This is a genomic window from Pseudomonas sp. PHC1, assembly GCF_046487845.1.
GTDB lineage: Bacteria > Pseudomonadota > Gammaproteobacteria > Pseudomonadales > Pseudomonadaceae > Aquipseudomonas > Aquipseudomonas sputi.
In genome coordinates this window covers 26,824-42,943 of record NZ_JBJXHJ010000027.1, presented here as the reverse complement: position 1 = coordinate 42,943, position 16,120 = coordinate 26,824, and the positions used below count along the sequence as shown (strand labels likewise).

Below are 16,120 nucleotides of genomic sequence, written 5' to 3'. Positions count from 1 at the left end.
CCTCTAGTCTTGTAGAAAACGGCCGATAAGCCTTTGTCGCCAGCGTACTGGCTGGCGGCAAGCAGCTTGGACAGGATCTCGCCGTTATGACCGATACCCAGACTTCACCCGACACCACCGCTGAAAAAGACGCACCGCCAGCGGTCGAGCTGCCCTGGGCGGATGTCCACGTCGAGCACCACAAGATGCTCCGCCTGGCGCCGTTGCAGACCGACCGCACCACCGGCGGACGGCCGCTGCGCTTCGTCGAATTCGGTTACGCCGAGCGCAACAGTAAAGAACACAGCCTGATGCGCATGGCGATCAAGTTGCCTGCCCAGCGCGTGCGTAAAGAACAGAATCACCTGGATGTGTGGGTCGATCACACGACCAAACGTGTGCATTTCGGCCCGGACAGCGGTTTGCAGATCGAACCGCTGAACCGTGGCATCGGCCGCTTCATGGCCGCCCAAGGCATCAACTGGGCAAAAAAGCGCTGGCCCGCCTACACCGTCGACGGCATGGACCTGAACAACAAGGACGCGCTGAACGAAGACACTCGCCTGCGCCGCGATCACTTTTTGCGGGTGCATGGCTTTGATGTGGTGTACGCCGACGCCCAGCATTTGAAGGGCAGCGTCAAAGAAGTGAAGGTTGGAGACCTGCTTGGCGACTGGAACAGCGAAAAGCTGCAGATCGTCGAAATTCTGGAAGCTGCGCAGATGTTGCAACAGGCCGAGCAGAATCTGGCCGAGCAGGAAGTGAAGCTGAAGAAACAGGAAGACAAAGTCAGCAAGTTCAAGCGCGAAGACGCCGGGTTGCGGTTCACCATTACTTGCCTGGTGGCGTTTGCGGTGTTTCAGGCCGGGTTGCTGATCTGGATTGCGACGCACCGCTGACTGATCGATCCCAGGCTCTGCGTTCAGCCTGAGGTGGGGCGCGGAGCGTCCCGGGCTGCATTCCCACGCAGAGCGTGGGAACGATCAGAGCAATTTAGACGCGGGAAGCGAACAGCGCCTGATGATCGCGGCACTGTTCGGCGGTCAGCATGAACACGCCATGTCCGCCACGCTGGAATTCCAGCCAGGCGAAATCGACTTCCGGATACAGCGCCTCGACGTGTACCTGGCTGTTGCCCACCTCGACAATCAGCAAACCTTTCTCGGTCAGGTGATCCGCCGCTTCGGCGAGCATTCGGCGCACCAGGTTCAAACCGTCATCGCCGCAAGCCAGACCCAGCTCCGGCTCGTGCTGGTATTCGTCTGGCATGTCAGCGAAATCTTCCGCATCGACGTAGGGCGGGTTCGACACGATCAGGTCGAAACGTTGACCCGGCAAACCGTCGAAACCATCGCCCTGCACGGTGAACACCCGCTCATCGACGCCATGACGTTCGATGTTCTGGTTCGCCACTTCCAGCGCTTCGAACGACAGATCCGCCAGCACCACCTCAGCGTTCCGGAACTCGTAGGCGCACGCGATGCCGATGCAGCCGGAGCCGGTGCACAGGTCGAGAATCCGCACCGGCTCGTCGCCGATCCACGGGGCAAACCGGTTTTCGATCAGCTCGCCAATCGGTGAACGCGGGATCAGCACGCGCTCATCGACGATGAACGACATGCCGCAGAACCAGGCTTCGCCCAGCAGGTAAGCGGTCGGAATGCGCTCTTCGATGCGGCGCTTGAGCAGGCGCTGAAGATTGACCAGTTCATCGTCTTCCAGTGCGCAATCGAGGTAGCTGTCGGCGATTTCCCATGGCAGGTGCAAGGCGCCAAGCACGAGCTGCCGGGCTTCGTCCCAGGCATTGTCGGTGCCATGGCCGAAAAACAGATCCTCCCCATGGAAGCGGCTGACGGCCCAACGGATGTGGTCGCGCAGGGTACGAAGTCGGGAAGTGATCACGGGGCAGAACTCCAGAAAAAACGACTGGCGATTCTAGCAGCCAAAACGCGCCACGACGACGCAGGAAAAACTCCGAGGCGACGGTAGGACTCTTCCGATTTTCTCTTCAGCTATTGAACAGATCGTGTAACTTGACAAGGCTGCAGGCCAGCAACGACGGTGCCTACGATGGTAGCGATTCACAGAACCGCTCAGCCAGAGGACAATGTCGCAAAAGCCCCACCCGAAGGAGCCCCAGAATGTCCGTTCCAAAAACGATGTTTCAACTCAGCGGTCGCGGTTACGCAGCGGCCACGTTGAGCCATGCCACCGTGGTCATCATCGATGCCCAGAAAGAGTACCTCAGCGGCCCGCTGGCCCTGAGCGGCATGGACGCGGCTGTCGCGAACATCAAGCAACTGGTTGCCGCCGCCCGCACAGCCGGCCGACCGATCGTGCACGTGCGTCACCTCGGCACCGTCGGCGGTCTGTTCGACCCGCAGGGCGAACGCGGCGAGTTCATCCCCGGCCTGGAACCCCAGGGCGATGAAACCATCATCGGCAAGTTGCTGCCGAGCGCTTTCCACGGCACCGAACTCTACGATCGCCTGCAAACCATCGGCTCGCTGGACCTGATCGTCTGCGGTTTCATGAGCCACTCCAGCGTCAGCACTACCGTACGCGCGGCGAAGAACCTGGGCTTCCGTTGCACCCTGGTCGAAGACGCCTGCGCCACCCGCGATCTGCCGTTCAAGGGCCGCGTGCTCAGCGCCGAACAGGTGCAGGAAGCGGAAATGGCGATCATGGCCGACAACTTCGCCACTCTCGCGCTGACCCAGGATCTGATCTGATCGACCGTAAATGAGCGGCTCGGCCCGCCGCTCATCTGCAAAAGCCTCGCATTTGCTTCAATTACCCTAGCCTCAGGAACAACCCGGTCAACTCCCGGTCGAAGGGCCGATACCCATTGAGGAAGGTCGGAATGAAGTTATCCGATGGATTTGACGCACGCCGCTTGCGGCCCAAAGGCCAAAGCAACTGGCGATTTCGATTCGGCGCGGCGATCGCGGCCATTCTGGCGACGTTCGGCGTGTTGCTGGCGATGACCGGGGTCGCCAGCCTGCTGGGGCGCCCGCCAGCGCTCGGCGACCTGAACGCAACCCCGCTCGGCTCGGCGATCATTCTCGCAGTGGGCCTGCTGTTCCTGTATTTCGGCGTGGCCCTGTGGCGTCGTTGCCGGCGTCGCGCGCGGCAATCGCGGGAGCTGAACATGTCCCCGCACCTGATGAAAAAACACGATTGAATCGACGGCCTGGCTTTTTGCCGGGCCGTTTTGTGTCTGTTTGGGTAAACTGGCCGCCCTTCGCGGAGGCTGACATGCAAGACGACGATTTTTCCCTGTTCAAAAGTGCGATCCAAGGCGTCAAGCCGATCAAGCACGACCGCGCCGACACCGGCAAACCCAAGGCTGACCGCGCACAGATCGCCAAGCTGCGCCAGTCCGCCACCGTGCGCACCGACACCACGACCGTTGACGGCCTGTCCGATCAGTTCGTGATTGACGTCGGCCCCGAAGACGAGCTGATGTGGGCCCGCGACGGCGTGCAGGAAAGCCAGATGCGCAAGCTCAAGATCGGGCAGATTCCATTCGAAGGCAGCCTTGACCTGCACGGCATGAGCGTCGAAAAGGCCCGCGAAACCCTCTGGGCGTTTCTCGCCGAAGCCACCAAATTCGAAATCCGCTGCGTGCGCGTCACCCACGGCAAGGCTGTGCGTCTGGACGGCAAGCGGCCGATGATCAAAAGCCACGTCAACACCTGGCTGCGCCAGCATGCGCAAGTGCTGGGTTTCTGCTCGTGCCAGGCGAAACATGGCGGCGCCGGCGCGGTTTACGTGATGCTCAAACGCACCATGATGGAAGGTCGCGACGAATAAACCCGTCACACCGAACTTGCAGGGTCGTGTCCGCCACCGTACCCTTGCCCTTTGCGAAAATCCCCACAGGTAGTTTCATGTCCCTGGAACAGAATTACACCGCGATTCTCGGCCAATTGGGCGAGGACGTCTCCCGCGAGGGCCTGCTCGACACGCCAAAGCGTGCCGCCAAAGCCATGCAGTACCTCTGCCGCGGTTATGAACAGACGCTCGAAGAGGTCACCAATGGTGCCCTGTTCAGCTCCGACAACAGCGAAATGGTGCTGGTCAAGGACATCGAGCTCTACTCGTTGTGCGAACACCACCTGCTGCCGTTCATCGGCAAGGCCCACGTCGCGTACATCCCGAGCGGCAAAGTGTTGGGCCTGTCGAAGGTCGCACGGATCGTCGACATGTACGCCCGCCGCCTGCAGATCCAGGAAAACCTGAGCCGCCAGATCGCCGATGCGGTCCAGCAGGTCACCGGCGCGCTGGGCGTGGCCGTGGTGATCGAGGCCAAGCACATGTGCATGATGATGCGCGGTGTCGAGAAACAGAATTCGTCGATGATCACCTCGGTGATGCTCGGTGAGTTCCGTGAAAACGCGGCGACTCGCAGCGAGTTTCTCAGCCTGATCAAGTAATTCGCGACAGAAAAAAACCGGCGTTGATCGCCGGTTTTTTTTCGTCCATGAAAAATCGGGTAAGCTGCGCGCCTTCTTCAATGTCCCTGTGAGGCTTGTAACGTGTTCGTCAAAGCGCTTCGTGTCGGTCTCGGCCAACTGATCATCTTCGTTGATTTCCTGACCCGCCCGGGCAAGAAACAGCGCCCCGCCGCTGCCCAGGCTCAGGTTGATGCTGCCGCCAAGGACCTGACGCTGTATCAGTTCCACGCCTGCCCGTTCTGCGTGAAGACCCGCCGCAGCCTGCGCCGCCTTAATGTGCCGGTGGCCCTGAAGGATGCGAAGAACAACGAGCAGGATCGCCAGACCCTGCTGGAACAGGGCGGCAAGATCAAGGTGCCGTGCCTGCGCATTGAAGAGAACGGCCAGACCACCTGGATGTACGAGTCCAACACGATCATCGACTATCTGAACCAGCGGTTCGCCGCAGTCTGAATCAAAAAAAACCGGCCTGATGGCCGATTTGTTTATGCGGCCTGCGCGGCCTGGGCCTGGCGCACCACCGCCGCCAGACGTTTGAGCCCTTCGTCCAGTCGGGCCGGGTCGATGTGACTGAAGTTCAGGCGCAGATGCCCGGGGTTGCGATCCGGCTCGGGGAAGAAAGGTTCGCCCGGCATGAACGCCACATCGTTGGCCAGCGCGGTATTGAGCAACGTGCGGGTGTCCAACGGTTGCTTCAGGGTCAGCCAGAAAAACAACCCGCCCTGCGGCGTGTTCCAGTCCGCCAGATCGGCGAAGTGAGTTTCCAGTGCCGCTTGAAAGGCATCGCGGCGCTGACGATAGAAGCCGCGCAATTCGCTCAAGTGCTGCTGATATTGCTCACTGCCGATCCACTGCAACGCCTGCCACTGACCGATGCGGTTGGTGTGCAGATCCGCTGACTGCTTGAGTTTGAGCAGGTGCGGGAACAGATCCGGGCTGGCAATCAGATAACCGACACGCAGGCCCGGCAACAGGGTTTTCGACACGGTGCCGGTGTAGATCCAGCTGGACTTCTTCAGGCGCCCGGCAATCGGCTGGGCGCTGCCGCCGTCGAAGGTCAGTTCGCGATAAGGCTCGTCTTCGATCAGGGTCACGCCGAATTCGTCGAGCAATGCCGCGACGGCCTCGCGCTTGGCCTCGCTGTATCGCACGGCGGACGGGTTCTGGAAGGTCGGAATCAAATAAATGAACGCCGGGCGGTGCTGTTCCAGACGCTGGCGCAATTGCGCCAGGTTCGGTCCATCAGCCTCCAGCGGCACGGTCAGGCAAACGGCGCCGAACAGCTGGAAAATCTGCAAGGCCGCCAGGTACGTTGGCGCTTCGAGCAGGATTTCGGTGCCTTTGTCGATATATAGCTTGGCCGCCAGGTCGAGGGTTTGCTGGGAACCACTGACCACCAGCACCTGACTCGCCTCGCACGGCAAACCCAGCGCCCTCGCCTCTGCCGCCAGCGCTTCGCGCAGTGCCGGCTCGCCTTCACTCATGCCGTACTGGCCGAGAGACAGCGGCATGTCAGCCCACTCAACCTTCGGCAACATCGCTTCGGCCGGCAAACCGCCGGCGAACGACATGACTTCCGGGCGCTGGGCCGCGGCAAGGATTTCACGGATCAGAGAACTTTTGAGGCGCGAGACACGTTCGGAAAAAGCCATGGAAGTCACCGCTAGCGAGGCATGGGAAAAATGAGTCAAACTTGTTGACTGAAATTACGACACCCCACTCGGAAACGTCAATATGCTTGACCTTAAAAACTGCACCAGCCAACAACAAGCCATGGAAGCGTTTTTCTTCGGTTACCAGGCGTTCACCGCCAAGGCCGACGAAATGCTCGAGCGTCGTGGGCTGTCCCGCGTGCATCAACGCATCGTGTTTTTTATCGCCCGCTATCCGAATCTGAGCGTCAAGGAGTTGCTAGCGCTGCTCGGCGTGAGCAAGCAGGCGCTGAACATGCCATTGCGCCAATTGCAGCAAATGCATCTGGTGGACAGCGTGGCGTCCGAGGCCGACAAGCGTAAACGCCTGCTGGAACTGACCGTCGAAGGTGCGAAATTTGAGCAGGCGCTGCGTCGTGAACAGGTGACATTGCTTGAACGCGTCTTTGCCGAAGCCGGCGAAACGGCGGTCAACGGATGGCTGGCGGTGAATCTGGCGCTGGGAGCCAACCGCCCGAACAAGTGATATAGCTCGATCACCAGTCTTTTCGTCTACAAAACAAAAAACAATATTTGCTTTATTTGTACACAAAAGCATAATCCACTGCGTGCGAGTTCCTGACCTTATGGTCAACAAATTCGCGTATGCCTCAAAGGGCCGCTGCCACCCCTCATGGGTCCGGCCCTGGAAATAACAATAAAACTCTTGAGGAGTACTCGCTGTGGAAAGCCGCAAATCCGAAGCATCGACGCTGGAACTCTCGCCGCCGTTACGCACTGGCCTGCTTGAGCGCATCTTCAAACTCAGCTTGCATGGCACCACGGTGAAGACCGAGCTGATTGCCGGTCTGACAACCTTCATCACCATGGCCTACATCATTTTCGTCAACCCGAACATCATGGCCGATGCCGGGATCGATCACGGTGCAGCCTTCGTCGCCACCTGTATCGCCGCCGCGCTGGGCTGCCTGCTGATGGGCCTTTACGCCAACTGGCCCGTGGGTCTTGCACCGGGCATGGGCCTCAACGCGTTCTTCACCTACACCGTGGTTGGCACCATGGGCTACAACTGGGAAACCGCTCTCGGTGCGGTGTTCGTCTCGGGCGTGCTGTTCATGATCCTGACCTTTTCACGGATTCGCGAATGGCTGCTCAACAGCATTCCGGTCAGCCTGCGCTATGCAATGGGCGCCGGTGTCGGTCTGTTTCTCGGGCTGATCGGCCTGAAAACCGCCGGCATTGTCGTCGACAGTCCGGCCACCCTGATCAAGCTCGGCTCGTTGCACGAACCCGGCCCGCTGCTTGCCGCCATCTGCTTTCTGATGATCGCGATCCTCAGCTACCACAAGGTGTTCGGTGCGATTCTCATCAGCATCATCACCGTGACGCTCGCCGGTTGGGGAATGGATCTGGTGCACTACGAGGGCATCATGTCCGCCCCGCCAAGCCTGGCGCCGACCTTCATGGCCATGAACGTCGCCGGCGTATTCAACGTCAGCATGATCAGCGTGGTGCTGGCCTTCCTTTTCGTGCACATGTTCGACACCGCCGGCACCCTGATGGGCGTCGCCCAGCGCGCCAACCTGGTGAACCCTGACGGCCGCATCGAGAACCTCTCCCGTGCGATGAAAGCCGACAGCGCCTCCAGCGTATTCGGCGCGGTAGTCGGCGTTCCGCCGGTCACCAGCTACGTAGAAAGTGCCGCCGGAGTGGCCGCTGGCGGTCGGACTGGTCTTACCGCAGTCACCGTGGGTGTGCTATTTATAGCCGCGATGTTCTTTGCACCGCTGGCCGGCATGATTCCCGCCTACGCCACCGCCGGTGCGCTGATTTATGTAGCGATGCTGATGATGGGCGGCATGGCGCACATCGAATGGGACGAAGCGACCGACAGCATTCCGGCAATCGTCACCGCGATCATGATGCCGCTGACTTTTTCGGTCGCCGACGGTATCGCGCTGGGCTTCATTACCTATGTCGCACTGAAAGCCGGCACCGGTAAATACAAAGAGATCTCGGTCAGCCTGTGGGTGCTCTGCGCGATCTTCATCGCCAAGTTCATTTTCCTGTAAGCGCCAGGCCGTTCTCGCTTCAATACAGCCTCACCCGACCGGGTGGGGCTTTTGCACATTCTTGATAACGATAAAAAGGAGCACGTGATGAGTCTGGAAACCTGGCTGCTGTTCAGCGGCGCTGCGCTGGTGGTGATCCTGATTCCGGGGCCACTGTCGTTGCTGATGATCAGCAACAGTCTGAATTACGGTTTGCGTCGTTCGTACCCGGCGTTTCTCGGTGGTGTGTTCGCCTCGATCTGCCTGCTCAGTGCCTCGGCCCTGGGGCTGGGTGCCCTGCTGCTGGCGTCCGAGAAACTGTTCAGCGCCCTGAAAATCGTCGGCGCGATCTACCTGTTCTACCTCGCCTGGCAGAGCTGGCAGCAATCGCGCCAGCCTGCGGTGGGCGCCACAGTACCGGACGCAGCGCCTGTTCCGCGCTTTCGCGCACTGTTTGGGCGCGCCTTTGTACTCGGCGCCAGCAATCCGAAAGACATCCTGTTCTTTGCCGCTTTCCTCCCGCAATTCCTCAGCGCCGAGCAGCCTTTCCTGCCGCAGTTGCTGGTGATGATCGCGACCTGGACGGTACTCGATCTGCTGTGCAAGTTGACCTACGGCCTTGGCGCTCATGGCGCTGCGCGCTATTTGCGCAGCGGCAAGGGCCAGAGCTGGTTCAACCGCATCAGCGCCGGTCTGTTTGGTGGTGCGGGTGCAGCTTCGCTCCTGAGCAGTCACTGAGACCTTCGAGAGCACATGATGAACGGCAACATTTCGCCTGACACCTAGATATATGCACCGCACTGCGCAGCGTTGATTCACCGAACATCCGGGCTCTTCTGGCCAGATCAACGTGAATCGACCTTGCGAGTGAAATAATCCATGAGCCCCAAAAAACCGCTGAAACCCGGTACCAATACGCCCTCACCCGACGCCCCCTTCCACCTTTCCGACGTTGGGCCTCCAGCACTGCACCGGCTGCCACTGGACACTCATGCGGCAGACCAGGCATCTGTAGACCAGCCCGGCACGCCTGCTCAATCAACCCCCTCTCGTCCCGTGCCTCTGGAGATCGTCGACCTTCCGCTCGAAACGCATATCACCCCGGTCATTGTCCATGCGCCGATCGAGCATTTTTTTCTACCGCCCAATCAGTTATCCAGACTGCCGGCGCCGAATGCACTTTCCGGCATTCGAGAGCTCGGGACGCAAAGGCATTTCGTTGATCTTCAGGAAGGAGGAACCGTGCTGCTGGGCATCGACTCGGAAAATCATTACCGGGCCAGATTGAACAGCGACTACAACCCCTCCGGCCCACGTATCGAGCGGGTGGAAGGCACCCTCACCTGGCGCGTGAAGCCCTCCGACGAGAGCGCCGGCGACAATGATTCCAGATTGACTTTCAAGCGCCTGCGCACCCCGGATGACGATCCTGGGGAGGTTGTCGCGTCCAAACGCCCTTCCACTTCTACGGGTGATGACGGGTCAGATCCCTGGAAAAGATGGGCAGCGCCCCCTGAGCATGCGTCCTTCGGCAGCCTCGAAGTTGATGGCACCCGGTTTCTGCTGGTGCCACGCGGAACCGATCCGGATCACCCGATCGTTTACATCAAGAATCCGGAGCACTGGGTTTACGATTTCGATTACCTGGAGCGCATCCTCGACACTGACTTGATGCAGCAACCCCGGGGCGCCATCCGAGTTCCACCGGCCAATCAATGGGAAGTAGACCCGAACCTTCTCTTTCAACACCCGCTGAAACAATACGTTGCCGCCTATTTTCCGCGGTTGTCGGAGACCTCGGTGGCTAAAGTGGCGCGACACCAGTTCAGCCTGGCCAACGATGGCGACATGGCAACAGGTGTCGGCCTGACCCGCCTCCGTCAAACGTTCAATGACTGGAAAAGTGGCAACAGCGCACCTCGCCCGCGGCTGGCTGATCCCCTGCTGATGCTCCCGGTATTACCAACGTCCGGCAGCGGTTCGGGATTCTCCCGGACCCTGGATTTGCCGAACGCATCCCCGCAAGGCCCTCTGGAGCGGCTGGACTTCGATCTGACGAGGCAGGAATGGGACCATTTCACGAAAACGCAATCGGGTACCGAACTCAAACGGATGATGACCGGCATCCTGACACGGCAGGGCTATGATGTTTTCCCGCCGACCATGGCGAATGCCTTTCCGGCGTTGGTCTTTCGTCGAAAAAATCACCCCTTCGTCTTTTTCATCAGCCTGTATCGCGTCAAGGGCAGAAAAATTCACCAGCCTTTGAATTCCGATCCGAATGCGACCGACGCCCGGCTGAATACCCAGATCGGATACGCAGCACTGCAGGAAATCCTCCAGGCACACGCGGAGAAAAAACTGGTCTGGCTCAAGGGCGGTTCGCAGGTGCTGACTTCGCAAACGGATACCGTTTTCATTGTGAGGGATGACGAGTCGAGACTCGGAACGCTTGCCAATCTGTAATCAGGAACGCCTTTTGCGAGACGAAAAAAAGCCCGCAGTGTGAGCGGGCGAAAGACCAAAGAAGCTATATGCGCAGTCGCTTCCCGGCAGGGGCAGCTGCTTGGGGGTCAGCTGCCCCGATAGGTGGAATAGCTGTAAGGCGAGATCAGCAACGGTACGTGGTAGTGATCCTGTTCGGCAGAAATGCCGAACCGCAGCACCACCACGTCCAGGAATGCCGGCTCCGGCAACTGGACGCCACGGGCGCGGTAGTAATCGCCGGCGTGGAACTGAACCTGATAGACACCGGTACGGTAGTCATCGCCTTGCAGCAGCGGCGCATCGACCCGGCCATCGCTGTTGGTGAGTGCACTGGCGACCAATTCCAGGTGCGAACCTTCAACGCGGTACAGCTCGACCTTGATCGAGCTGCCCGGGCAACCGTGTGCAGCGTCCAAAACGTGTGTTGTCAAACGTCCCATTGATTCTGCGCGCCTGCCTGCGTGGAGCAGTCAGACCTCGCGCCTCCCGAAGTCAGTTGAAAAGGAGACCGCACCGTTTCGGAGCACGAAAAGCTGCGGCGAGCGATTGATTAAGACACTTTTCAAAAAAATTGTACACAATAAAAACGACATTTTTCCTCCTACCCCCGCCATCCTTCGATTTCCCGGTGGTTTGCCCTTCAACCTTGCATTCATTGAACCCCCAATCCATTAGCTGACTGGTCAGGCAGGTTTCTTGCAGGCTCAGGCCATTAACAGCAAAAGATGACAGCCGGTGAAAAATGCGAAAATTCAGGCTTACAAAATGAGAATAAAGTTGTATACAATCAGCCCATCGCTGTGACGCCAGCCTGCCATCCAGACCTCAGGGCGCCACACAATCTGTCAACGAATAAGAAGGAAGACTGCAGTGAGCGCTGACTACCCACGCGACCTGATCGGTTACGGCAGTAACCCTCCTCACCCACACTGGCCGGGCAATGCCCGGATCGCCCTGTCCTTCGTACTCAATTACGAGGAAGGTGGCGAGCGCAATATCCTGCACGGCGACAAGGAATCGGAAGCCTTTCTCTCGGAAATGGTCGCGGCCCAGCCTCTGCAAGGCGCGCGCAACATGAGCATGGAATCGCTTTACGAGTATGGCAGCCGTGCCGGCGTCTGGCGGATCCTGAAACTGTTCAAGGAATTCGACATTCCGCTGACCATCTTCGCCGTGGCCATGGCCGCCCAGCGCCACCCGGATGTGATCCGCGCGATGGTCGAAGCCGGTCACGAGATCTGCAGCCACGGCTACCGCTGGATCGACTACCAGTACATGGACGAGGCGCAGGAACGCGAGCACATGCTCGAAGCGATCCGCATCCTCACCGAACTCACCGGCGAGCGCCCGCTGGGCTGGTACACCGGTCGTACCGGCCCCAACACCCGCCGTCTGGTGATGGAGGAAGGCGGTTTTCTCTACGACTGCGACACCTACGACGACGACCTGCCCTACTGGGAACCGAACAACCCGACTGGCAAGCCGCACCTGGTGATTCCGTACACCCTGGACACCAACGACATGCGCTTTACCCAGGTCCAGGGTTTCAACAAGGGCGACGATTTCTTCGAATACCTCAAAGATGCGTTCGACGTGCTGTATGCCGAAGGCGCTGAAGCGCCGAAGATGCTGTCGATCGGTCTGCACTGCCGCCTGATAGGCCGTCCGGCGCGTCTGGCTTCGCTCAAGCGCTTTATCGAATACGCTAAAAGTCATGAACAGGTGTGGTTCAGCCGCCGCGTCGACATTGCGCGGCACTGGCAGGAAACCCACCCGTACCAAGGGGCTGCCCAATGAGCACCTTTCAAACCCTGCAACCGTCGACCCTGAGCCGCGACGCTTTTGTCAAAGCCTTCGCCGATATCTACGAACATTCGCCATGGGTGGCCGAGAAGGCCTTCGACCTGGGCCAGGACGCCTCGATCGACCAGATCGAAACCCTGCACCAGCGCATGAGCGACATCCTGTTGAGCGCCGATCACGCCAGTCAGCTGGCCCTGATCAACGCTCACCCGGACCTGGCCGGCAAAGCTGCCGTCCAGGGCGAGTTGACCGAAGCCAGCACCCATGAACAGGCTGGCGCCGGTATTCACCAATGCACGGCCGAAGAGTTCCAGCGCTTCACCGAGCTGAACGACGCCTACAAGGCCAAGTTCAAGTTTCCCTTCATCATGGCGGTAAAAGGCAGCAACCGGCATCAGATCCTCGCGGCGTTCGAAACGCGCATTCACAACCCGGTCGACACCGAGTTCAAGTGCGCGCTGGCGGAGATCAACAAGATCGCCCTGTTCCGATTACTGACTCTCTAGCGAGCCTGGCCCGAGAAACCTCTAGAACGCTTGTGTTTCCCAGGGCCCTGCAAGCATCCCAAGCCACTTATTTAAAGGCAGACAAGAAGAATGAAAGCTTACGCCGTACCTTTCGAGAAGTTCGTCAACCTGGCCGATGCCCGTCTGGGCACCAAAATCATCTCGGTCACCGATGACTGGTTCGCAGACGCCAATCGTCTGTTTCAGCCGACCCCGGCCGTGTGGAAGGAGGGCGTGTTCGATGACAACGGCAAGTGGATGGACGGCTGGGAGTCCCGCCGCAAGCGCTTCGAAGGCTACGACAGCGCGGTGATCCGCCTGGGCGTACCGGGTTCGATCAAAGGCGTGGACATCGACACTTCATTCTTCACCGGCAACTACCCGCCATCGGCCTCGCTGGAAGCGTGTTTCCTGGCGTCGGGCGAGCCGGATGAAAACACCCAGTGGACTGAAGTGCTGTCGGCCGTCGAGCTGCAGGGCAACAGCCACCACTACCACGAAATCAGCAACGACCAGGCGTTCAGCCACCTGCGCTTCAACATCTACCCGGATGGCGGCATCGCCCGTCTGCGCGTGTACGGCATTCCGTTCCGCGACTGGTCGGCCGTTGGCGACAACGAGCAAGTCGACCTGGCCGCAGCCCTCAACGGTGGCCGCGCCCTCGCCTGCTCCGACGAACACTTCGGCCGCATGAGCAACATCCTCAACCCGGGCCGTGGCATCAACATGGGCGACGGCTGGGAAACCGCACGTCGTCGTACCCCGGGCAATGACTGGGTGATCGTCGCGCTGGGCCATCCGGGCGAGATCGAAAAGATCATCGTCGACACCCTGCACTTCAAGGGCAACTACCCGGACAGTTGCTCGATCCAGGGCGCGTTCGTCAAGGGCGGCACCGACAGCCAGATCGAAACCCAGTCGCTGTTCTGGCGCGAACTGCTGCCGAGCCAGAAGCTGGAAATGCACGCCGAACACACCTTCGTCGAGCAGATCAAGGCACTGGGGCCGATCACCCACATCCGTCTGAACGTGTTCCCGGATGGTGGTGTGAGCCGCCTGCGCGTACTGGGCAAGGTCGCGAAGTAACACCGTAATGATCGTTCCCACGTCGAGGCGTCGAACCGTCTGCGTGGGAATGCATACCGTGACGCTCTGCGTCACAGTGGACGCGGAGCGTCCATGGCGGCGTTCCCTCGCAGAGCGTGGGAACGATCATATTCAAGAGATTAAGAAGAACAGCATGCGCACACTGACGATTGAACCGCTGACCAAAGAAGCCTTCGCCCCTTTCGGTGACGTGATCGAAACCGACGGCAGCGATCACTTCATGATCAACAACGGTTCGACCATGCGCTTCCACAAACTGGCGACGGTCGAAACCGCGACGCCTGAGGACAACGCGATCATCAGCATCTTCCGCGCCGACGCGCAGGACATGCCGCTGACCGTCAGCATGCTGGAACGCCATCCGCTGGGCAGCCAGGCTTTCATTCCGCTGCTCGGCAACCCCTTTCTGATCGTGGTCGCGCCACTTGGCGATGTACCTGTATCAGGCTTGGTCCGCGCCTTCGTCACCAACGGCAGGCAGGGCATCAATTACCATCGCGGCGTCTGGCACCACCCGGTGCTGACGATCGAAAAGCGGGATGACTTCCTGGTGGTTGATCGCAGTGGCACAGGCAATAACTGCGATGAGCATTTTTTCAAAGAGGATGAGCGTTTGATCCTCGCCCCCCACCAATAAGAGAAGGTCTGATCACTCGACAACAAGAGTGACAGGCGAGAGGTAAAGACTGTGGAAGCACATCTGTTGGAATGGCTGAACCTGAGCGTGCGCTGGGTTCACATGATCACTGGCGTGGCCTGGATCGGCGCGTCGTTCTACTTCGTCTGGCTGGAGAACAACCTCAACCGCGTCAACCCGAAAACCGGTCTGGCCGGTGACCTGTGGGCGATCCACGGCGGCGGTATCTATCACCTGGAAAAATACAAACTGGCCCCTCCGTCGATGCCGGAGAACCTGCACTGGTTCAAATGGGAAGCCTATTTCACCTGGATGTCGGGGATCGCGCTCCTTTGCGTGGTGTTCTACTCCAACCCCGTGCTCTACCTCGTGGCACCCGGCAGCGGCCTGACCGGCCCTGAAGGCGTGGCCATCGGCATCGGCTCGCTGATCGCCGGCTGGTTCATCTACGACTTCCTCTGCGATTCGCCCCTCGGCAAGAAACCGGCCCTGCTCGGCTTCATCCTGTTCGTGCTGATCATCGGCGCGGCGTATGGCTTCAGCAAGGTGTTCAGCGGTCGTGGTGCGTACCTGCATGTCGGCGCGATCATCGGCACCATCATGGTGGGCAACGTGTTCCGCATCATCATGCCGGCCCAGCGCGCACTGGTGGCCGCGATCGCCGAGAACCGCACGCCGGATCCGGCGCTGCCGGCCAAAGGCCTGCTGCGTTCGCGTCACAACAACTACTTCACCCTGCCGGTGCTGTTCATCATGATCAGCAACCATTTCCCGAGCACTTATGGCAGCCAGTACAACTGGCTGATCCTGGCCGGGATCGCCGTGCTGGCGGTGTTGGTGCGTCACTACTTCAACACCCGTCACGACAGCCACAAGTTTGCCTGGACCCTGCCGGTGGCAGCGGTAGGCATGATCAGTCTGGCGTACGTCACCGGCCCGGCGCCGATGTCGACCGCTCCGGACGTGGCCAAGGCGCCTGCGAAAATCGAGTACCAGCCGCTGCCGGAAACGGCGCTGGGTGGTGGCGCGAAACCGGCTGAAGCGGCACAACCGGCAGCACCCGCTGCGCCGGCCGCCGCTCCGGCTCAGGCGTCCAACGCCGGCCCTGCGTTCGACAAGGTGCACAACGTGATCCAGGAACGCTGCACGGTCTGCCACTCGGCCAAACCGACCAGCCCGCTGTTCAGAGCGGCGCCGGCCGGGGTAATGCTCGACACTCCCGAGCAGATCCGTCAGAACGCGGCGCGGATCCAGGCGCAAGCCATCACCACGCAGATCATGCCACTGGGCAACATCACACAGATGACCCAGCAGGAACGTGACCTGATCGGTGCATGGATCGCCCAGGGAGCCCAGACCAACTAAGCCGTAAAAACCTCGCGAGCAGGCTCGCGCCCACACGGATCATCCGGATCCTGTGGGCGCCGGCTTGCCTGCG

At 60.0% G+C, this 16,120-nt stretch carries 18 protein-coding genes; 15 read left to right on the top strand and 3 right to left on the bottom strand.

Going from position 1 to position 16,120, the window contains the following annotated elements; all coding sequences use genetic code 11:
- Positions 1-86 precede the first annotated feature (86 nt).
- A complete protein-coding gene (locus tag ACKJSM_RS25555; RefSeq protein WP_410239220.1) occupies positions 87-878 on the top strand; it encodes a hypothetical protein in 792 nt (263 codons plus the stop codon).
- 94 nt (positions 879-972) lie between these two features.
- On the opposite strand, the gene prmB is transcribed toward ACKJSM_RS25555, so the two are convergent.
- Positions 973-1,881, bottom strand: a complete 909-nt coding sequence (gene prmB, locus ACKJSM_RS25550) for a 50S ribosomal protein L3 N(5)-glutamine methyltransferase (RefSeq protein WP_410239219.1) — start codon at positions 1,879-1,881, stop codon at positions 973-975.
- Positions 1,882-2,120: 239 nt separating this feature from the next.
- Here prmB and ACKJSM_RS25545 point away from each other — a divergent pair, with 239 nt between their 5' ends.
- The 5 genes from ACKJSM_RS25545 (at position 2,121) to ACKJSM_RS25525 (ending at position 4,892) form a co-directional block, all read left to right on the top strand.
- The gene (locus tag ACKJSM_RS25545) at positions 2,121-2,711 is read left to right on the top strand and encodes a cysteine hydrolase family protein (RefSeq protein WP_236182459.1); all 591 of its coding nucleotides are present in this window, start codon (positions 2,121-2,123) and stop codon (positions 2,709-2,711) included.
- A gap of 131 nt (positions 2,712-2,842) precedes the next feature.
- Positions 2,843-3,163: a hypothetical protein gene (locus ACKJSM_RS25540; protein ID WP_410239218.1), complete on the top strand. Its 321-nt coding sequence runs from the start codon at positions 2,843-2,845 to the stop codon at positions 3,161-3,163.
- 74 nt (positions 3,164-3,237) lie between these two features.
- On the top strand, positions 3,238-3,795 hold the full coding sequence (locus ACKJSM_RS25535) for a Smr/MutS family protein (RefSeq protein ID WP_273900165.1): 558 nt from the start codon (positions 3,238-3,240) through the stop codon (positions 3,793-3,795).
- A 77-nt stretch (positions 3,796-3,872) separates the two neighbouring features.
- Positions 3,873-4,418 (top strand): GTP cyclohydrolase I FolE, encoded by a 546-nt coding sequence (gene folE, locus ACKJSM_RS25530; protein ID WP_003204506.1) that lies wholly within the window; start codon positions 3,873-3,875, stop codon positions 4,416-4,418.
- Between the two features lie 102 nt (positions 4,419-4,520).
- Positions 4,521-4,892 (top strand): glutathione S-transferase N-terminal domain-containing protein, encoded by a 372-nt coding sequence (locus tag ACKJSM_RS25525; RefSeq protein WP_236182462.1) that lies wholly within the window; start codon positions 4,521-4,523, stop codon positions 4,890-4,892.
- A gap of 32 nt (positions 4,893-4,924) precedes the next feature.
- Here the strand turns inward: ACKJSM_RS25525 and ACKJSM_RS25520 are convergent, their stop codons facing one another.
- On the bottom strand, positions 4,925-6,091 hold the full coding sequence (locus tag ACKJSM_RS25520; protein WP_410239217.1) for a PLP-dependent aminotransferase family protein: 1,167 nt from the start codon (positions 6,089-6,091) through the stop codon (positions 4,925-4,927).
- An 82-nt stretch (positions 6,092-6,173) separates the two neighbouring features.
- On the opposite strand from ACKJSM_RS25520, the gene ACKJSM_RS25515 reads away from it, so the two are divergent.
- The 4 genes from ACKJSM_RS25515 (at position 6,174) to ACKJSM_RS25500 (ending at position 10,608) form a co-directional block, all read left to right on the top strand.
- Positions 6,174-6,617 carry a MarR family winged helix-turn-helix transcriptional regulator gene (locus ACKJSM_RS25515; protein ID WP_410239216.1) on the top strand — a complete coding sequence of 148 codons (444 nt, stop codon included), beginning with the start codon at positions 6,174-6,176 and terminating at the stop codon, positions 6,615-6,617.
- A gap of 196 nt (positions 6,618-6,813) precedes the next feature.
- The gene (locus tag ACKJSM_RS25510) at positions 6,814-8,163 is read left to right on the top strand and encodes an NCS2 family permease (protein WP_236182465.1); all 1,350 of its coding nucleotides are present in this window, start codon (positions 6,814-6,816) and stop codon (positions 8,161-8,163) included.
- 87 nt (positions 8,164-8,250) lie between these two features.
- Positions 8,251-8,880, top strand: coding sequence for a LysE family translocator (locus ACKJSM_RS25505; protein ID WP_192564082.1), 630 nt, complete (start codon positions 8,251-8,253; stop codon positions 8,878-8,880).
- A gap of 141 nt (positions 8,881-9,021) precedes the next feature.
- Complete coding sequence (locus tag ACKJSM_RS25500) at positions 9,022-10,608, top strand: hypothetical protein (RefSeq protein WP_410239215.1); 1,587 nt, start codon at positions 9,022-9,024, stop codon at positions 10,606-10,608.
- 107 nt (positions 10,609-10,715) lie between these two features.
- Here the strand turns inward: ACKJSM_RS25500 and uraH are convergent, their stop codons facing one another.
- Positions 10,716-11,069, bottom strand: coding sequence for a hydroxyisourate hydrolase (gene uraH / locus ACKJSM_RS25495; RefSeq protein WP_011333195.1), 354 nt, complete (start codon positions 11,067-11,069; stop codon positions 10,716-10,718).
- Between the two features lie 430 nt (positions 11,070-11,499).
- Here uraH and puuE point away from each other — a divergent pair, with 430 nt between their 5' ends.
- From puuE to ACKJSM_RS25470, 5 genes are all read left to right on the top strand, one after another.
- On the top strand, positions 11,500-12,426 hold the full coding sequence (gene puuE / locus ACKJSM_RS25490; RefSeq protein WP_236182468.1) for an allantoinase PuuE: 927 nt from the start codon (positions 11,500-11,502) through the stop codon (positions 12,424-12,426).
- A complete protein-coding gene (gene uraD / locus ACKJSM_RS25485) occupies positions 12,423-12,938 on the top strand; it encodes a 2-oxo-4-hydroxy-4-carboxy-5-ureidoimidazoline decarboxylase (RefSeq protein WP_064594598.1) in 516 nt (171 codons plus the stop codon). The genes puuE and uraD overlap by 4 nt, the downstream gene beginning before the upstream one ends.
- 90 nt (positions 12,939-13,028) lie before the next feature.
- Positions 13,029-14,024 carry an allantoicase gene (gene alc / locus ACKJSM_RS25480; RefSeq protein ID WP_410239214.1) on the top strand — a complete coding sequence of 332 codons (996 nt, stop codon included), beginning with the start codon at positions 13,029-13,031 and terminating at the stop codon, positions 14,022-14,024.
- A gap of 154 nt (positions 14,025-14,178) precedes the next feature.
- On the top strand, positions 14,179-14,682 hold the full coding sequence (locus ACKJSM_RS25475) for an ureidoglycolate lyase (RefSeq protein WP_027613342.1): 504 nt from the start codon (positions 14,179-14,181) through the stop codon (positions 14,680-14,682).
- 51 nt (positions 14,683-14,733) lie between these two features.
- Positions 14,734-16,047, top strand: coding sequence for a urate hydroxylase PuuD (locus ACKJSM_RS25470; protein WP_410239213.1), 1,314 nt, complete (start codon positions 14,734-14,736; stop codon positions 16,045-16,047).
- The last annotated feature ends 73 nt before the right edge of the window (positions 16,048-16,120 follow it).